The 16,827-nt window shown below is 41.2% G+C and carries 16 protein-coding genes; 10 read left to right on the forward strand and 6 right to left on the reverse strand.

Features of this window, described 5'->3' with window-relative positions; translation table 11 throughout:
• Positions 1-73 precede the first annotated feature (73 nt).
• From BLU33_RS24410 to BLU33_RS24450, 9 genes are all read left to right on the forward strand, one after another.
• Positions 74-730 carry an NAD(P)-dependent oxidoreductase gene (locus BLU33_RS24410; RefSeq protein WP_091379734.1) on the forward strand — a complete coding sequence of 219 codons (657 nt, stop codon included), beginning with the start codon at positions 74-76 and terminating at the stop codon, positions 728-730.
• A gap of 194 nt (positions 731-924) precedes the next feature.
• Positions 925-1,419 carry a hypothetical protein gene (locus BLU33_RS24415; RefSeq protein WP_091379737.1) on the forward strand — a complete coding sequence of 165 codons (495 nt, stop codon included), beginning with the start codon at positions 925-927 and terminating at the stop codon, positions 1,417-1,419.
• Between the two features lie 51 nt (positions 1,420-1,470).
• On the forward strand, positions 1,471-1,812 hold the full coding sequence (locus BLU33_RS24420) for a winged helix-turn-helix transcriptional regulator (RefSeq protein ID WP_091379738.1): 342 nt from the start codon (positions 1,471-1,473) through the stop codon (positions 1,810-1,812).
• Positions 1,813-2,022: 210 nt separating this feature from the next.
• Entirely contained in the window at positions 2,023-3,192 is a 1,170-nt protein-coding gene (locus BLU33_RS24425) for a DUF2911 domain-containing protein (protein WP_091379741.1), read from the forward strand.
• An 11-nt stretch (positions 3,193-3,203) separates the two neighbouring features.
• Positions 3,204-4,238: a hypothetical protein gene (locus BLU33_RS24430; RefSeq protein ID WP_091379745.1), complete on the forward strand. Its 1,035-nt coding sequence runs from the start codon at positions 3,204-3,206 to the stop codon at positions 4,236-4,238.
• Positions 4,239-4,315: 77 nt separating this feature from the next.
• Complete coding sequence (locus tag BLU33_RS24435; RefSeq protein WP_091379748.1) at positions 4,316-4,897, forward strand: Cif family virulence factor; 582 nt, start codon at positions 4,316-4,318, stop codon at positions 4,895-4,897.
• 377 nt (positions 4,898-5,274) lie between these two features.
• On the forward strand, positions 5,275-7,662 hold the full coding sequence (locus tag BLU33_RS24440; RefSeq protein ID WP_091379751.1) for a TonB-dependent receptor domain-containing protein: 2,388 nt from the start codon (positions 5,275-5,277) through the stop codon (positions 7,660-7,662).
• A gap of 208 nt (positions 7,663-7,870) precedes the next feature.
• Positions 7,871-9,085 carry a hypothetical protein gene (locus BLU33_RS24445; RefSeq protein WP_091379754.1) on the forward strand — a complete coding sequence of 405 codons (1,215 nt, stop codon included), beginning with the start codon at positions 7,871-7,873 and terminating at the stop codon, positions 9,083-9,085.
• A 210-nt stretch (positions 9,086-9,295) separates the two neighbouring features.
• Positions 9,296-10,606 carry a DUF885 domain-containing protein gene (locus BLU33_RS24450; RefSeq protein WP_091379758.1) on the forward strand — a complete coding sequence of 437 codons (1,311 nt, stop codon included), beginning with the start codon at positions 9,296-9,298 and terminating at the stop codon, positions 10,604-10,606.
• 166 nt (positions 10,607-10,772) lie between these two features.
• Here the strand turns inward: BLU33_RS24450 and BLU33_RS24455 are convergent, their stop codons facing one another.
• Positions 10,773-11,213, reverse strand: a complete 441-nt coding sequence (locus tag BLU33_RS24455; RefSeq protein WP_091379761.1) for a nuclear transport factor 2 family protein — start codon at positions 11,211-11,213, stop codon at positions 10,773-10,775.
• Positions 11,214-11,315: 102 nt separating this feature from the next.
• A complete protein-coding gene (locus tag BLU33_RS24460) occupies positions 11,316-12,353 on the reverse strand; it encodes an NADP-dependent oxidoreductase (protein ID WP_197684540.1) in 1,038 nt (345 codons plus the stop codon).
• A gap of 124 nt (positions 12,354-12,477) precedes the next feature.
• Here BLU33_RS24460 and BLU33_RS24465 point away from each other — a divergent pair, with 124 nt between their 5' ends.
• Positions 12,478-12,843: a winged helix-turn-helix transcriptional regulator gene (locus tag BLU33_RS24465; protein WP_197684541.1), complete on the forward strand. Its 366-nt coding sequence runs from the start codon at positions 12,478-12,480 to the stop codon at positions 12,841-12,843.
• A 165-nt stretch (positions 12,844-13,008) separates the two neighbouring features.
• Here BLU33_RS24465 and BLU33_RS24470 read toward each other — a convergent pair whose 3' ends face one another.
• From BLU33_RS24470 to BLU33_RS24485, 4 genes are all read right to left on the reverse strand, one after another.
• The gene (locus BLU33_RS24470) at positions 13,009-13,896 is read right to left on the reverse strand and encodes a helix-turn-helix domain-containing protein (protein ID WP_091379765.1); all 888 of its coding nucleotides are present in this window, start codon (positions 13,894-13,896) and stop codon (positions 13,009-13,011) included.
• Between the two features lie 73 nt (positions 13,897-13,969).
• Positions 13,970-14,794: an SDR family NAD(P)-dependent oxidoreductase gene (locus BLU33_RS24475; protein WP_091379768.1), complete on the reverse strand. Its 825-nt coding sequence runs from the start codon at positions 14,792-14,794 to the stop codon at positions 13,970-13,972.
• A gap of 138 nt (positions 14,795-14,932) precedes the next feature.
• Positions 14,933-15,655 carry an SIP domain-containing protein gene (locus BLU33_RS24480; RefSeq protein ID WP_091379770.1) on the reverse strand — a complete coding sequence of 241 codons (723 nt, stop codon included), beginning with the start codon at positions 15,653-15,655 and terminating at the stop codon, positions 14,933-14,935.
• Between the two features lie 541 nt (positions 15,656-16,196).
• A complete protein-coding gene (locus tag BLU33_RS24485; protein ID WP_091379773.1) occupies positions 16,197-16,739 on the reverse strand; it encodes a hypothetical protein in 543 nt (180 codons plus the stop codon).
• Positions 16,740-16,827 lie beyond the last annotated feature (88 nt).

The following is a 16,827-nucleotide window of genomic DNA, read 5'->3' on the forward strand; positions in this document are numbered from 1 at the left end:
GCAAAAATAAAACAAAAAGATAAAAATGGTTTGTGTTCAGTAAATGAATTAACAAACAAGTAAAACAAATATTATGAAAATACTCATTTTAGGGGCCACCGGCAGAACCGGTCGCCTTATCGTTGAAGAGGCCCTAAAGCAAGGTTATGATTTAAATGTTTTGGTGCGGGATAAAAACAAAATATCCTTTAGTTCAACAACAATTAACATATTTCAGGGAACACCAACCCGCAGACAAGATTTAGCGGCTGCAATGCAAGGCTGTGATTTGATAATAAGTGCTTTGGGTATTGTCAGGGCCTCAGATGCTCCCTGGTCTAAATTAATAAGCGCCAAAAATTTCATATCAGAAAGCATAAAAAATGCGATTGCCGAAGCGGATCAACAAAACGTAAAACGTTTAATTACAGTCTCTGCATGGGGTGTTGGGGACAGCAAAAAAGATATACCTTTTTGGCTCAGATGGTTAATTGACTATACCAACATGGGCCCTGTTTACGCGGAACACGAAAGGGAGGAAAAACTATTAGCAAATTCAAACTTAAACTGGACGGCTGTACGGCCTGTTGCCTTAAATGATTCGGAAAAGATAAAAACTTTAAAGGTGAGTTTTAATAACCTCCCTAAGCCAAGTTTATATATCAGCAGGCAAAGTGTAGCTCAATTCATTGTTGATATCGTGAAATCCGATAAGTACGACAGGAAAAGCCCAACTATTTCTGAAAGTTAATAGGACGGGGAGACGCAAAGTCGCTACCGTTGGCACTTGCCATTCGGCGGTTTTAACACCATCCCCGTTAATTTAAGGGAATGAATTTGAGCAATAGTAGCTATCCTGATATGGGGTAAATTTAAAGTTCTCTTCTCCCTATTTTACTTTTAGATCAAGTTAATTTTTAGTCATGAAATTTTAACAGCAGAACTATGTATCAAATCGCATTAATCACCCACATTGTGGGGATAACTCTTATGGCAGGCACTACCCTTGTGGAATATTTGCTTACAAGACATTTCTGGAAGTTATACGCGAGCGACAGATCAAGAGCAACTGCGACCAATGAAGACGGATTTAATTTTCATTTGATAGTTAATATTGGAATTATTCTCTTGATTCTGTCGGGGGTGACCATGTTGGTAATTACGCAAGGTGTTTTTGCCAAACAAATCTGGTTTCAAATAAAAATTGGTTTAATTGTCATTATAGCTATCAATGGATCGGCATTCGGAAGAAAACAGGATGCGAAACTTAAACGGTTAATAGCACTGGAAAAATTGAACTTTCTTCAGAATGACCCACGCGGGCACGAAAACCGGAAGGACGATTTGATGAAGGTTAAAAGCCGCCTCGATCTTTTTTATGTTTCGCAGCTCATAATGTTCCTTACCATTTTTACACTTAGTGTTTTCAAATTTAACTAGGGCTTAGCTTATTGCAATCCCCTGAAACATAAAAAGTACAAAATCAGCATAATGGTTACAGAAGAACAAAATACTCCAAACAGCTTTTCATGTTTAAAGAATGCTTTGGATGTCATTGGCGGCAAATGGAAGCTCTGTGTGATTGTTGCAGTGTGGCAAGGTAACAAGCGATTTAGGGATATTGGAAAGTATGTAGAGGGTATATCTCCCAAAGTACTATCCGGTGAATTAAGACACCTTGAAATGAACGGTCTGATTGAAAGGACTGTTCATACCGGAAGACCAGTTGTTGTCGAATACTCCATAACGGATTATGGACGTAGTCTTGATAGTCTGATAACTGCTTTTGTAAAGTGGGGTATGACGTATCGAAATAATTGTGATAGCTCTTAGCTTTCGATGTTTAACATCTTATGACGCATAAAAATCATTATAACAGATAAGATTAAAATCACCAAACAATATGTATAAGGAGACTTTATTTGTTGAAAGAATGGGAAAGACAACTGTGGACATTAGTTATTTCGCGGGAAACTATAAGGGATTTTCAATGGCCCTTTTTATGCTTAAAGAATTTATATCGCACCTTAACACCATCCAACTATGTACAGAAAGATAATATTTATGGGCCTGTTGCTTCTTTCGGAGATTTCAGCAAATGCTCAAAAACTGCATAACTTGCGGGGAAGCTTAATTTATACCCTGGGACCGGATACCACAGCCATTGGTGATTTTGAATTAAAAGGAAATGAATTTAAGCTGACGGTAGTTTCTATGAGCCCGTATGTAAATGTCAGTAAATTAACCGGTGTGTTTTTTTCAGACGGTCAGCTGAAGCGCGTTGAGGGTAATAATTATCTCCCTGCAAGAGATAAGGATTCCCGGGTTTACAATTACCGGTTGAACAATGATCAGGACACCACTTTCATAGAGACCGGTAATGGCAAAAGAAATATTATTCGTAAATATCCGGTAAAGATCATGGTAGCGAATAACCTCGGCGGGGATGCCCTGGTTTTTATGCCGGCTTTGCTGGCAAACTTTGCACCTGAAAAAATTGGGGATAGCATAATCAGCAGTCATATTGTGTTTAACAGTGCGCGAAAATTTATCATAAAAAAAACAAGCAGCAGTAAATTATTGATGGGTAGCGCTGTAATGGGAATGTTCACTGTTTTTCTCGATCAAAATGGCCGTCTGCAATCAGTGGATGGTATCGGTACCTCGTTTAATATCAAAGGTACCGCCGGTCCTTATCTGAATATAGATTCCGTAATAGCGATAAGTATCCGACATCAGCAACAGCATCCGAAATTAGCCGTTATCAATAAACTGGATTCCGTAAAAACTACCATTAATGGCAACCATATTAAAGTTGTATACTCCAGACCTTCGGTAAGGAACAGGGTAATATTTGGCGAGGTTGTTCCCTGGAACAGAATTTGGCGAACAGGTGCTGACGCCGCCACAAAAATTTCATTAAGCGATCCGCTTTATTTTAATGGAAAACTGCTGCCGGCCGGTTCGTACTCGATCTTTACCATTCCAACTCCAGATGGCTGGACGCTGATATTTAATCAGCAGGCAAATATATGGGGAACTGAGCATAATGCAGCGTATGATCTTCTGAAGATCCCGATCCAAACAAGATATTTAGATCAACCCACCGAAATGTTGACTTTCGCGATCATACCCACCGGAACCAATGGCGGTATCCTCAGTGTTAGCTGGGATAAATTAAAAGCGCTGGTTAATTTTACAACGGCACCTTAATAAGGAGTAACATGAAATTTTCAAAAAGAACTATAATTATCGCCCTGTTGTCCGCTTTCGTGGTGATCATCGCATCCACAGGCGCAACTATTGAAAACGCAGGACCAGCAGGGGAGAAAGATGATTATGTATTTAAACCCAATCTTTCGGACTATCATATTTTCAGGGGCAAAATGAACAACCTCATCCCATTCGGTGGATTTTACAGATATACGCTTGCCACAACACTTTTTACCGACTATGCTGAAAAGCAGCGGCTCATTTGGCTGCCTCCCGGCACAAAAATGAGCAGGATCAATGACGGCTTACTTAATTTCCCGGACGGTTCTATGATCGTAAAAACATTTTATTACCTCTTTGACGAACGCGACAGCCTTTCGCAACGGCATATTGTAGAAACCCGGTTACTGGTAAAAAGCAAAGGGAAATGGAACACCGCCGATTACAAATGGACAGATGGGCAGAATGACGCGCAACTGTTCCCTTCAGGCGGCAGGAAATTGGTGACATATACCGATAAAAGCGGGGCAACGCGTTCCATATCCTACCAGATACCCAGTAAAAGAAACTGTGCCACCTGCCATAATTCGAACGGCACTATCTTCCCCATCGGCCCGAAAGTTCGGAACATGAATTTTGAGGTGCCCGCAGAGGGCAAAACAGAAAATCAGCTGGAAGCATTTGAGAAACTCGGTATACTCGATCATTTTGATGTTCATAAATCGGCCTCACTTCCGCAGGCATTCAACTCGAATTATTCGATTGAGGACCAAGCGAGGGCATATATGGAAATAAACTGTGCGCATTGTCATAACCCGACCGGACGGGCAAAAGGAACAAAGCTTTATCTTTCGTATTCATTGCCTTTATATCAAACCAATATTCTAAGGGATCAGAAAAGGATTTTGAGGAAAACGGGTAACCGCTCCATGCCAAAAATAGGCACCACGATCATTCATACCGAAGGTGTGGAACTGATCAGGGCTTATATAGCCAGTTTAAACAAAACCAATCAAGCGCAACAGCCATTAAGATCAAGACTATGAAAAAAGACATCAAACTGATGACGGTCTAACCATGGAATATAAATATATTAAAAACCAAAAAACAATGGTGAAATAGAATGAAAACTATAAAACTACTATTAATTATATTTTTGATAACGACGCAGCAGACTTACGCTCAGCGAAAAACAGAAAACAAGAAAGAAATAAGGTTCATCATAGAAGCGTATTCCAAAAGTGTGATCGACAGGGATTCCACTACGTTTTATGGTTTATTTAATGATGGCATCGTTACCTGGTGCGCCGCGTTAAAAGACAGATCTCAAGCCAAAGAAATCGAGAAAAAGGGAACAAAATCAGTTGGAAGTAATTATTTTTCCGGGAGTTATAAAGGTTTTTTAAGATCGCTATTTAGATATAAATCAACCGAAGATAAGTTTGATAATATTATAATTATTGAAGACGGAACCGTTGCCACTGTAAGTATGGATTATAGCTTTTGGGCGAATAATAAAATGACCAATTGGGGTGGAAAATACCTGAGCCTGATAAAAAGGGACGGAAAATGGAAGATCACAAGTGTCATTTATTCTTTAGAACTTACAGACTACTTTGAGCAGCCGACGCTTAAAGAAAGACAAAAAATAAGCGAATCTAAACGATGTAAAATTATCGGTTCAAAAGCAGGAGACGCGATATGATTTTTCGTAACTATTCAGCCCCCTAAGTCAGCAATTAAAGAAAGGGCAAAGAATACGTTCTAGCCAGATTTAATAGCTGTGACGATAACAGCGCGTAAAACAGCAAACCCGTCGGCCCTTGATTGGACCGGAAATCACCAGATATTTTCTGTTTAGCCTTAAGATTTCTGATTGCTCTTTCGGAGTCATTTTTATCAGCACGGACACTGTTATAATGTGGCTATTGCGGAAAAACATTGACACCTTCTTTCGGATGATTCCGAAACACATTGATCATGAAAGGGCTCTTAAACGGAGAATCAATTAGTGATACATCATACACAAAAACATGAATTTGGGGCGCGGATCACCTGATCAAGCCACACGGAATACCCATTATGAAAAAGATACTGATATTAGGATTGCTTCTTTTGCCGGTCCTGACATATGCGCAACAACAAATTAAAGGAACAGTCATTGATGCCACGGGACAACCGCTTGATGCGGTAACTATCAGCCTGAGCCTGCAAACAAAAAATATAAGCAACGCCCTGGCAGATACCGGTAAGTTTATTTTAACTTACCCAACAGGCGGCTTTTACCAGATGACTGCTACGCTGGTAGGGTACAAACCGTTCACCCGCATGGTCCGGTTGCCTAAAGACAGTCTAAAGATCATCATGCAGTCTAACAGTAAACAACTGGAGGTGGTGACCATATCGGCTTCGAAACCGGTTATTGAGCGATCCGTAGATCGGGTTACTTTTAACGTGGAAAACAGCATTATCGCCAGCGGGGGTACGGCCTGGGATGCATTGAGTAAAGCACCGGGTGTACAGACAACCTCTGATAATAGTCTGACGGAGAACCGGAAGAGTGTACAGGTATATATGGACGGAAAGCCGCTTAATCTCTCCGGCGATGATTTGGCTAATTATTTACAGGGGATGCCATCCGACCTGATCTCAAAAATAGAAGTCTTTTCCAACCCACCTTCAAACTTTGATGGCGAAGGGGGGGCTGTAATCAATATTATTACTAAAAAATCAAAAGGGCAGGGATTTAACGCCACGGTCAACGGGGGATTTACCCAAGCGACTTACACCAACTATACTCTCAGCACTTCATTCAATTATCGCAAAGACAAATTGAATCTTTATGGAAGCTATGGGAATACGGACAAAGAATTCGGGCGGGAACAGCATGACTATATTGATTATCTTACACCCACCGGCAACTCTTATTGGAACAGCCCTGGCTACAACGTTTTTCATGGTCACATTAATAATTACAGGCTGGGCGCTGATTATCAGTTGACAGATAATCAAATATTAGGCGTGTTGATTTCGGGTACTAACCGTACCAACAATGTAAGAACGAACACGCCGACAACTGTAACCAATGAAAATACGGAGAAACTCGACTCTTCCCTTTTCTCGAATGGCAACACGGCTATTAGAGGCGACAAATATGATTTTGACCTGAATTACAATATTAAAATAGATACCGGCGGTAAAAACCTGAATGTAGATGTCGATTATGCGCCTTACCGCGTAACGGCTAATCAATACGTAAATAATTTCACTTATTTACCCGACGGCAGCCTTGCCTCCGCTCCCTATCATATTTTCACACCAACCTCACAAAACATCAATATTTATTCAGCAAAAGTTGATTACACCTATAAGCTTGGGAAAATATGGAGCCTTTCGTCAGGAATAAAATACAGCAGCATACAGAGCCAGAATATTGTTAACTTTTATAATGTCAGCGGACCCCAGCCGGCAGAAGTTTCTGCAAACAATGATAACTTTGATTATACAGAGAACACCGCTGCTGCTTATACCAGCGTCAGCGGAAGTTTTGGGAAATGGGATTTTGAGGGGGGCCTGCGCGGCGAATTAACCCATACCCGCGGCTATTCCGAAACTCTGGATTCGTTAAATACCAGGCAATATTTTAAATTATTCCCGACATTGTTTGCGGTTTACAAGATTGATAAAGACAATGCTTTACAATTTACTTATTCTTACCGCGTTGACCGTCCAAGCTACGGGTATTTAAATCCTGCAAGACATTATGCCACCCCTTATAATTATTTACAGGGTAACCCGGATCTGCAGCCTTCATTTACGCAGGACATAGAACTGGGATATACGTTCAAAAAAGATTATGCAATAACCGCCTATTATACAGCAACCCATGATAAGTATAGCAACGTCACTGTTCAGGATAATGTTAATGGCCTCTTCCACTACACATTCCAAAATTTAGGTTTGGGCGTTAATACCGGCCTGCGGCTTTCCGCGCCATTTAACCCAACCAGCTGGTGGGAAATAAGTACATCAATAGAAGTCTATTACCAGCGGGAGGCATCTAATTATTTACAGGGCAGGTATGATTACCATAAGTTCGCTTATGATGGAACGACCACGCAATCCTTCACCATCAGCAAAAAACTGGGTTTAAAAGCAGAAATCACCGGCCGGTATGATTCCCCGGTGATCGATGGTATTTTTAAAGTATCACAGAATTCAGAAGTAGATGCAGGGATAAAAGCCACGGTATTACACGGTCAGGGGTCAATCAAGCTGGCAGCGGGCGATATCTTTTATGGTGAATCTTTCCACTCCAGTGTTAATTATCTGAACCAGAATAATGGCTTTTACCAGACGAACGACACGAGGACCGGAACCCTTAGTTTTAGTTATCGCTTTGGGAAAAATGTGGCCGCTTCACGCAAACGGAGCACTGCGGACGAGGAAGAAAGCAAACGGGCGATATAACGATAAACGAATTTTTAAACCCTTAACATACATCAATAAATAAGGTTAGTTTTCAACGGAACTTTGTACTTCACTAATCCATAAGAAGGATACCCATAATTCAATAAATGATCAGTAGGCGGAAAGATCCTGTCTAAGTAAAAAACTTGAGACTCCGGTCCATCGATAATATTGTAATTTTCGTTAAAATCACATAGTTGAAAAGCACATGCATCATATAAAATCCACACAAGAATTTGTACTGACGTTTTCAGCGATCCTGCTTAGCTGCTTCACCGCAATAGCGCAGGTGAAACCATCCGGAAAGGAAAAATTTATTATCATACCATTCGAAGCATCACGTTTTGACACCAGTAACCGAAAGGCGGCGTTTCTAACCTACAGGGGACTAAAAGTAATGAAGACTTTGCCTCAGCCCGATGGTCAGGCTATTCCGGTTACGCTGAAGCGTCTGAATTTTACCAATGGTACAATCGAGTTTGATGCGATGCCAATCGAAAACGATTATATCAATGATCTTGCGATTAATTTTCATCAAAAGGATATTTATAATTTTGAAAGCGTTTATCTCCGCACGCAGGTGAACGAAACAGAACAGCGGGACGATGCCCTGCAGTACACCCCATATATACACGGCGATAACCTATGGGACCTGATGACGCCTTTCCGGGGTGATGCCATTGTTCACAACCAGGAGTGGAATCATTTTAAATTGGTTATTTCCGGAATGCAAATGCTAATTTATATTAACCATAGCATAAGGCCGACCATGCAGGTACCACGGCTGGAAGGCAAATACAAGACCGGCGCAATTTCTTTCGATGGCGAGGCGCTGTTTGCAAACCTGGTAATAAAACCGGATGCGACCGAGGGGCTTTCGCCGGTTGAAGGTATTGATATTACAGATAACGACCCGCGTTATATCCGCAACTGGCAGGTAAGTTACCCGCAGTATATTGCAGGTGGCCGTATGCTGACAGAAGATGACCTGCCTAAAGATTCCGTTAAATGGCTTCCCATAACCGCAGAGCGCCGCGGGATTATTAATCTGAGCCGGAGATTTGAGGGAGACGAATTCACCAGTTATCCAAAACGAAACCGGTACGTCTGGCTTAAAACAACCGTCAAATCTGATATTAAACGTAACCTTACGATAGATTTTGGTTTCAACAAAGAAGTTTATGTGTTCATTAATGGCCGCTCCTTGTATAATGGAAGAAACGGAGCGGGTAACCGGTATCAAATGAATCCTGGAGGCCGAGTAGATGTCTCCAACTATGTTCTGGAAGTTCCGCTTAAACAGGGGAATAATGAATTGCTCATCGGAATAGCCAGCCCGCTGGAAGGCTGGGGAATGGTCACGAGGGTAGAGAATCTTGATGGAATAACGATTCAAAACGGTACGGATAAAAACACTGAGTAAAAGGTATTGTTCGGGAATCCACAATGTTAAAAAACGATTCAGACTCGATCTGTAAACAACCAAGGATTGGTTATAATGATTTATTTGAATGGTGTTTTTTATGTAACGAGAAGTGTAATACTTAGTCAAATAAACAAAATAGCTGTCCATATTGAGCCCTTGCGAGTATAAAGCACGGGATTTACGTATTTATCCACCTTATATTACTTCATGAAAATTCACGCCGCCTTAATTTTTACCGCTTGTTCTTTGTTTAATCCGAACCCGCAACCAAGTTTCGACACCTTTACCCATAATTTTGTTATTGGTTACCAAGCTCTTCCAATACCAGGATTAGCGCAGGGCTACATCGATGATCTGAAAGAGATAGAACCAAAGGATACCATCAAAAAAGAACTCGTATTTTTTAATAGTATCAAAGATCAGTTGCGTCAATATAATGTGTCTGCACTTTCAGCCGCTCAGCGACAGGACTATCTTCAGATAAAGTTCGAAACGACAATGAACCTGGAAAGGCTGGAATTGGAAACAAAGTGGTTAACCTATTCTCCAGCGACAGTGCTCGACGATAATATGGCTGCCATTCCAGACGGCAAAGCCTGGTATGCTTATCTGTTAAAGAGGTGGCTGGGTGCAGATGTTACTCCGGATGAAATTTTTAAGTTTGGAATGAATGAAGTAGCTGATGCAAACACACACATCAACCTTATTCGCCGGCAAACCGGACTGGATTCAATTGCTTTTTACCGTAAAATTAACAGCGCGGAATTTTTGATAAATGATTCGGCGATTATTCAGAAACGTTTTGAACAAACCCGGGAAAATATAGGCAGCAGGTTGAACGTCTTGTTTTACCCCCATCAAATTCCGTTAGTAAAAATTAAACAGGGGCCGAAGGAATTGGTGGTGCACACGCCTGGTTTTTACAGAGACGGAACATTTTATTACAACTTATCAGATAAGCCCTATAATAGCAGGCAGTTCGGATGGCTTTTTCTTCATGAAGCGATACCCGGGCATCATTATCAAACTTCCATAGATAAACAGGAGCCTCATAGTAAGGTTCAGGACCTTTTTTTTTACGTAGGTTCCGCTGAAGGATGGGGGGCCTACGTGGAAAGATATGGTAAGGAACTTGGTGTTTACAAAACGCCATATGATGAGCTCGGCCACTGGGAATGGAATGTGATCAGAGCGGTAAGAATCCCATTGGATATTGGAGTAAATTATTATGGTTGGACGGATCAGCAAGCGCTAGCTTTCTGGAAAAAACATGTCAATAACCAGGATGATATTGCCATGCGCGAAATTCAAAGGGTAAGGCACTGGTCGGTTCAGTCCATTACCTACAATTATGGTGCTGCACAAATAGCCCAATGGAAGGCTGAATTACAGGCTAAATTAGGGGATATGTTTAATATAAAGGATTTTCATGAATGGGTACTGGCAAACCTTTCATTGCCGTTTGCCATCGCCAAAGAGAATGTATTTAAAAAAGCTGGGATAAAAGCCAGCAACTAGTCCATTTTTTAGCGATACAGAAAATAAACCCCGAAGCTATTTGAACCGGTCATTTTTTTGTAGTTTTAGGTTTTATATTTAGAATTATTTAACTAACTAAGTTTAACAGTTTACAGCTACAAGCTCAAAAAGAAGTTAGTACCCGGTAGATTGTGTTTAACTAAAATTAGTGATTGAATTCGCGTTTTTCCTGCCAATCGAAGTTTCCTATCCGTTTAACGATAAGCCAACGGTTGTCTATTCGGGCATAATCATCCTGGTAAATAGCGCCGATGGTGGTCTTCATATGTTTGCCATCTTCATTGCCAATTAACGTAACCATACAATAACAGGTACCGGTAGCTTGATCACCTTCTATAGTCACCACCTGCTGCCCGTTAAAGTGGTATATAGTTTCTACATCTTTAAGAAAATCGCCAAATGCTGCTGCCATTTCTTTCCGGCCTTTCAGCATTAAAATTACTTTACCTCCGGCGAAAGTTTTCGATACTGCATTTTCAGCAAACAGTTGCACCTGAGCATTAAAATCTTTTTTGTCCCCCAGGATCGAAACGTTGTCAATCAGTTCTCTCAGGGAAATTCTATCCTCAACTTCTTTAATGTTCATATTTTAATTTTTTGGGAATAAAGGCCGCCTCGATTTTGAGACGGCCTCTTAATCGTGAAATGACAATTAATCTTTGAATTTATGTCATCAACATTTTCTTTATTAGGCGACAGTAAGTACTATTTTGCCCTGAATGTTCCCCTGTGCCGCGCGCTCGTGTGCTTTACGCGCATCTGCAAGTGGAAACTTGCTGTCTATAACTACACGTAGCGTTCCCTCATTCAGCAAGCGGGCAAGTTCTGCAAGCTGTGCACCGCTCGAACGTACCTGAGTTGACGAGACAGTTACGCCCAAAATTTCTGCTTCCTCTGTTGCCGAAAAGCCCAAAGGGAAAATCGGAAACAAAGCACCACCTCGTTTGAGCGTACGCAGGAATCGACCTGTCGTAGGGCCGCCAACTGCATCGACCACAAGGTCTATATCCTGCACTACCTCATTGGCGGAAGTTGTGTTGTAGTTGATGAATTCATCAGCGCCCAGCTCGCGTAATAGTGCTTCATGCTTACCTGAACCTACTGCAATAACATGCGCACCCTTCCATTTGGCAAGCTGCACCGCAAAGTGCCCAACGCCTCCGCCAGCTCCGTTGATGAGGACGGTCTTGCCTTCAAGCGGAACTGGTACATGCTGGTTCGGCTGAAGCGGGTTCTGTACGTTGTGACCTTGCTCGATCATGAACTGCCAGGCCGTGAGCAACGACATTGGCGCTCCGGCGGCATGAATATGATCGATTCCGGCTGGCTTTAGCGCAGCTTCCGACGCGGGTACGCTTAAGTACTCGGCATAAGCCCTGCTGTCCCCAGCAAGCCCGCCGGGAAAGCGGACCATGGAATATACTTCGTCGCCTACAGCGAATTCTCTGACATCATCGGCTACCGCCGCCACAACACCCGAAATGTCTGTTCCAAGGATTACCGGAAATTGCACTTTTGGCTGCCATTCAGGGGGCAACATCTTGTAGCCGTCGCGCAGGTATAAGTCCGGTGGATTGATACCTACTGCGAGAACACGAACAAGGAGCTCACCCGGCTTCAATTCGGGGATAGGGGCATCCTCGTACCGCAATACTTCGGGGCCGCCAAACTCATGCTGGCGGATCGCCTTCATCACTGCTATTTTATTTTCTGATTTTAAATCCATTTCTGCTATTAATTAGCCATAAAGTTAGATCTATTGATTACTTTTGGCAAGTATATACTTATTTGTATGCTACATACTAAAAAGTATCTATTGTTGATTATCAATACAATACATAGAATTAATAATGAAAAATAAATCAGAAATGCCTGAGTGTATACAGAATTGTGGTGTGGAATATGCTTTTAAGCGGATAGGCGGTAAATATAAAGGCCGTATCCTTTGGCATCTCAGCTTAAAAACAGTATTGCGTTATGGAGAACTGAGTAGGACCCTGCCTGATATTACGACTAAAATGCTAACGCAAACGTTAAGGGAACTGGAAGATGATCAATTGATCATCCGGAAAATGTATCATGAAGTTCCGCCTAAAGTGGAATACTCATTGAGTGACACAGGTCAGGAATTAATCCCATTTATAAATCATTTACATGATTGGGGTAAAAAACAATTAGACATTGATTTACAACAGGTAAAAAATTGCAGTGAGTAATTCGATGAGTCAGGAATAACAGCGAAATATATCATTGACGCTCATTAGGTTAGAAACAAGGTTAGTTTCCTATAAAGAATCGTGCCCATTTTAGATTAAACTGGAAGAATTACAAGGCATATTTTAATGGAGTATCGCTCCCTGAGTATTTAGTAGATTTATTGATTAATTAAATTGTTGCTTTTTGAATTGGTTAGGACTCAAACCAGCCTCCCTTTTAAATAAACGTGAAAAGTAAGTCGGATGTTCAAAACCCAGTAGATACGCGACTTCGTTAACGGTGTGATTGCCCTGATAAAGTAAATTTTTTGCTTCCGAAATCAGGAAAATCTGTATCAGATCCATCGCCGTCTTCCCCGTTTCCTGCTTCAACAGATCGCTCAGATACCGTGGAGACAGGTTCAATTCATCAGCAAACAGGGCGACGGTTGGCAATCCTTTTTTCTGCAACAAGCCTTTTTCAAAATAGGCAGCCAACGCCTGATTGAACTTGGTAACAGTAGTGCCGGAAAGTATAAAACGATTAATAAACTGACGCTTATAAAAACGCATTGAGTATTTAAGGATGGATTCAATGTGGCCAAGGATGATATCCCTCGTAAACTCATCCTGATTATTATCGTACTCAATTGCTATTTTCGCATATAGCTCCCATATGATCTGTTCTTCTTTTGCAGAAATATGCAGGGCTTCGTTAAGCTCATAATTGAAATAGCTATATTTTCTGATCTCGGAATGCAGCGGATGACCGCTTAAATAATCTTCATGAAACCAGATCTCGAAGCCCTCACCATCCAGGGCTACATCTTTCATTGCTATCGTTTGGTTTGGCTTTAGGAAATACATCGATCCACTTCCATGATCGTAATTGGTTTTCCCGTACCTGATTTCCCCGGAGCGAAACTTTTTAAAAGCAATAATAAAAAAATCAGTAGTTACCTCGTAGCTGCTCACAATGCGTAACGGATTACACTTGAAAAGCGTAATCAAAGGATTTTCCGGCTCGGAATAATTATTACAGCGATGTACATCGCCCAAGCTTTTAAAATGCATAGTTTGAGAAATAAAGTCAGCCTATGCCTGAACGCAGGCTGACAGATAATTAAAGTTAGAATATTTATGGCGATTACAAACCATGCGCCTTAACAGAAACATCTTTCCAGGTTTCCCAGCTGGTCAACTTTTCTGCATAAATATATTTGGCTAAAGGAAGTGCCTTTTTTCCAAGTATCAACCGCAACGGAGGATTTGGGGAGTCTACCAGTAGTAGAATTGCTTCTGAAGTAGCTTGAGGGTCTCCATAAGCATCTGCCGCCTTAAACTCGGGGTTGGCATATAATTCGGCCTTCATGCTATCATATGCCGGTATGGAAATGCTCTTAACTGAAGAATTATTGAAATCAGTCGCATATCCGTTAGGTTCTACGATTGTTATATGAATACCCAATCCTTTTACTTCCTGAGCCAGTGCTTCGCTGAGTCCCTCTACAGCAAATTTCGACGCGCTATAGATCCCCACTGTAGGAAATGCATAAATGCCAAGAGCACTGGATAACTGCAAAATGTGGCCACTCCCCTGAGCCCTAAGTATCGGTAACACAGCCTGGGTGATCCACAAGGTACCAAACAGGTTGGCGTCAATAATATCTCTTGCTTCCTTTTCACTTAATTCTTCTATTGTGCCAACCACGCCTGTGCCAGCATTATTGATCACCACATCAATGCTGCCGAAATGAACATTTGCTTTCGCTATCGCAGCAAAACATGCTTCTCTATCCGTTATATCCAGTTCCAAAGTCAGTACCGCGCTTTCATATTTTTCCGCTAAGTCTTTTAAACTGCTTAAATTTCTCGAAGTAACAACTACTTTGTCGCCACGATCTAAAAAGGCTTCTGCCCATATTTTTCCAAACCCACGGGATGCACCCGTTATAAAAATTGTCTTTGACATGTTTTTTGTTTTAATAAGACAAATTTAGTTCAGCCACCTGTTTGGAAACGTATACGAAATACCGGAAAAAGGAAACATTTTTACAATAATTGAATGCAAGCCGAGGGGGAAATTTATATGTCAAATCACTTAATTCAATTACTCCAATCCTTTTTTCAACGGGTTCCAGAATGGCTTGGCTTTTATGCGACGGGCATCCCACTTTAATTCTTTACGAAAATAGTTGTGTACCTGAATGCATACACGACTATCACCTGCGACGTAAACCATGCTATTTGGCGAAAAGTTCCGGATTAAGTCCGGTATTTTTTTCAGTATATGGGCACCTGCATTGTCGGCGAAATTATAAAATTCAAATGGTCGGGTATTGTCAATATCCTCGAAAAGATTTTTTTTATCGGGGCTATAAATAATGCTTTGAACACGGCTACCGTTTGATAAACTACGGTTCATTTCATACAAATGGCCTAAAGCCGATGAATCGCCTATAAACAGATGGTTATCGGCAGCATTGTCAACAGCTAAACTGCTTTTGTGCCAGCCGAAAGCCACCTCATCGCCAACCGCGCAGTTCATTGCCCAAGCGGAACCCGGACCGTTTGAATGTACACAAACAACCAGGTCGAGTGTTCCCTCGATTTTGTCCAACTTCCAGACGGAATAACTACGGATATTATCCTTAAATGCCAGATCCTTGTTTTTTCCCACAAATACCCGTAGAAAATTTCCAGGTATAAAATCGGCTTGCTGAATGGTGACACCTTTTAACTGAATGTGGTAGGCGTCAGGCGTAAGTTGCGCTTTGTAACTTATCTTTGCCTTATTTAAAATGCTGCTAATTAGTTTTGCAATAATTCCCATACAGGTCTTTAATTGTTAAGACGAATGTGAATGAAAAACATTTTAAAACGCATTTGAAGATATTTATATTCTGCAATTAATGCAAAGGGATGTTTAGGGAAAAAGAAACTCATGTGTATACTAATAATAGTAGACAGTGTAAAAGAACGGGAAAATGGCAAAATGGGATCGTTTATACATATTTTGAATCTTCAAACTTGGCCATATGAACAAAAATTCTTATCTTAGTGTATTGAATTTCTGCTTTACAAATGTGTTACAGAAATTCAGGATTATGGATTAACGTTCTGATAGATAATTAGTTGCAAGATATATTCCTCGCTCTTACAAGCAGAGGGTCACTGGTTCGAACCCAGTAACTCCCACGAAGCCCGATAAAAATATCGGGCTTTTCTTTTTTAGTGTAGTCGCAGACTACGAGCATAGTCATCCGAAGTTGGAAACTTCGGATAGCGAGGGTTAGTACTGCTATGAGCTGAATATTGATCTTTAATGGATCAGCATCGACATATAACGTTATTAAACAAGTATCAAATGGGTTTTAGTTAGGAGGTGTACCGCTGCCGCCCCCTCCTGCTACTCCGGAAGAGGCTCCGGTTAGCGTATGAGTACAAGTAGCTAGACCATTAGGCGCTGCTGGAGCTGTACAACCATAGGTTGCCACAGCATTTACTGTTATAGAATATGTGGTATTTTCCACAACGCCAGAACCTTGCATAATTGACTTTACAGTTCCGCCGTAAGTACCTGGAGAAACAATGCTAGACCTTGCAGTTATCGCAGCTGGGCCGCCGTAAGTAAGAGAATAATTGCTTGCAACAGCTTTAAGTCCCTGTACCTCATATGAATTGGGAGCTGTGACCAAGGTGTATCCTGCTGAAAAACTAACATTGTATAAATCATTTAATTGTGCATGGAATAAGCCGGGGACTTGTGCAGCATCGAGAGGAGCAAAGGTAAAGTCAATAATTGTGGATTGTATATCCTCTAATTGGACAATATTCGATTTAACATTGACAACCTGTCCCTTAACAGAGTCTGTTTTTTGTAAAAGTCTGTCCGGTTTCAACAAATTTAAAAGCATCGTACATTTCTTTAAAGCTTTTAAATTTCATCGGGTTTAAGTGTTTTCCAGTAGTATCTGATATCGGGGTCAGACTGACCATTTTTTC

The sequence above is a fragment of the Mucilaginibacter mallensis genome (assembly GCF_900105165.1).
Taxonomy (GTDB): domain Bacteria; phylum Bacteroidota; class Bacteroidia; order Sphingobacteriales; family Sphingobacteriaceae; genus Mucilaginibacter; species Mucilaginibacter mallensis.

What these genes read in the sequence shown, in the direction of transcription:
- BLU33_RS24410 (WP_091379734.1), top strand. Translation starts at nt 74, where the DNA reads ATGAAAATACTCATTTTAGGGGCCACCGGCAGAACCGGTCGCCTTATC.
- BLU33_RS24415 (WP_091379737.1), top strand. Translation starts at nt 925, where the DNA reads ATGTATCAAATCGCATTAATCACCCACATTGTGGGGATAACTCTTATG.
- BLU33_RS24420 (WP_091379738.1), top strand. Translation starts at nt 1,471, where the DNA reads ATGGTTACAGAAGAACAAAATACTCCAAACAGCTTTTCATGTTTAAAG.
- BLU33_RS24425 (WP_091379741.1), top strand. Translation starts at nt 2,023, where the DNA reads ATGTACAGAAAGATAATATTTATGGGCCTGTTGCTTCTTTCGGAGATT.
- BLU33_RS24430 (WP_091379745.1), top strand. Translation starts at nt 3,204, where the DNA reads ATGAAATTTTCAAAAAGAACTATAATTATCGCCCTGTTGTCCGCTTTC.
- BLU33_RS24435 (WP_091379748.1), top strand. Translation starts at nt 4,316, where the DNA reads ATGAAAACTATAAAACTACTATTAATTATATTTTTGATAACGACGCAG.
- BLU33_RS24440 (WP_091379751.1), top strand. Translation starts at nt 5,275, where the DNA reads ATGAAAAAGATACTGATATTAGGATTGCTTCTTTTGCCGGTCCTGACA.
- BLU33_RS24445 (WP_091379754.1), top strand. Translation starts at nt 7,871, where the DNA reads ATGCATCATATAAAATCCACACAAGAATTTGTACTGACGTTTTCAGCG.
- BLU33_RS24450 (WP_091379758.1), top strand. Translation starts at nt 9,296, where the DNA reads ATGAAAATTCACGCCGCCTTAATTTTTACCGCTTGTTCTTTGTTTAAT.
- BLU33_RS24455 (WP_091379761.1), bottom strand. Translation starts at nt 11,213, where the DNA reads ATGAACATTAAAGAAGTTGAGGATAGAATTTCCCTGAGAGAACTGATT.
- BLU33_RS24460 (WP_197684540.1), bottom strand. Translation starts at nt 12,353, where the DNA reads ATGGATTTAAAATCAGAAAATAAAATAGCAGTGATGAAGGCGATCCGC.
- BLU33_RS24465 (WP_197684541.1), top strand. Translation starts at nt 12,478, where the DNA reads ATGAAAAATAAATCAGAAATGCCTGAGTGTATACAGAATTGTGGTGTG.
- BLU33_RS24470 (WP_091379765.1), bottom strand. Translation starts at nt 13,896, where the DNA reads ATGCATTTTAAAAGCTTGGGCGATGTACATCGCTGTAATAATTATTCC.
- BLU33_RS24475 (WP_091379768.1), bottom strand. Translation starts at nt 14,794, where the DNA reads ATGTCAAAGACAATTTTTATAACGGGTGCATCCCGTGGGTTTGGAAAA.
- BLU33_RS24480 (WP_091379770.1), bottom strand. Translation starts at nt 15,655, where the DNA reads ATGGGAATTATTGCAAAACTAATTAGCAGCATTTTAAATAAGGCAAAG.
- BLU33_RS24485 (WP_091379773.1), bottom strand. Translation starts at nt 16,739, where the DNA reads ATGCTTTTAAATTTGTTGAAACCGGACAGACTTTTACAAAAAACAGAC.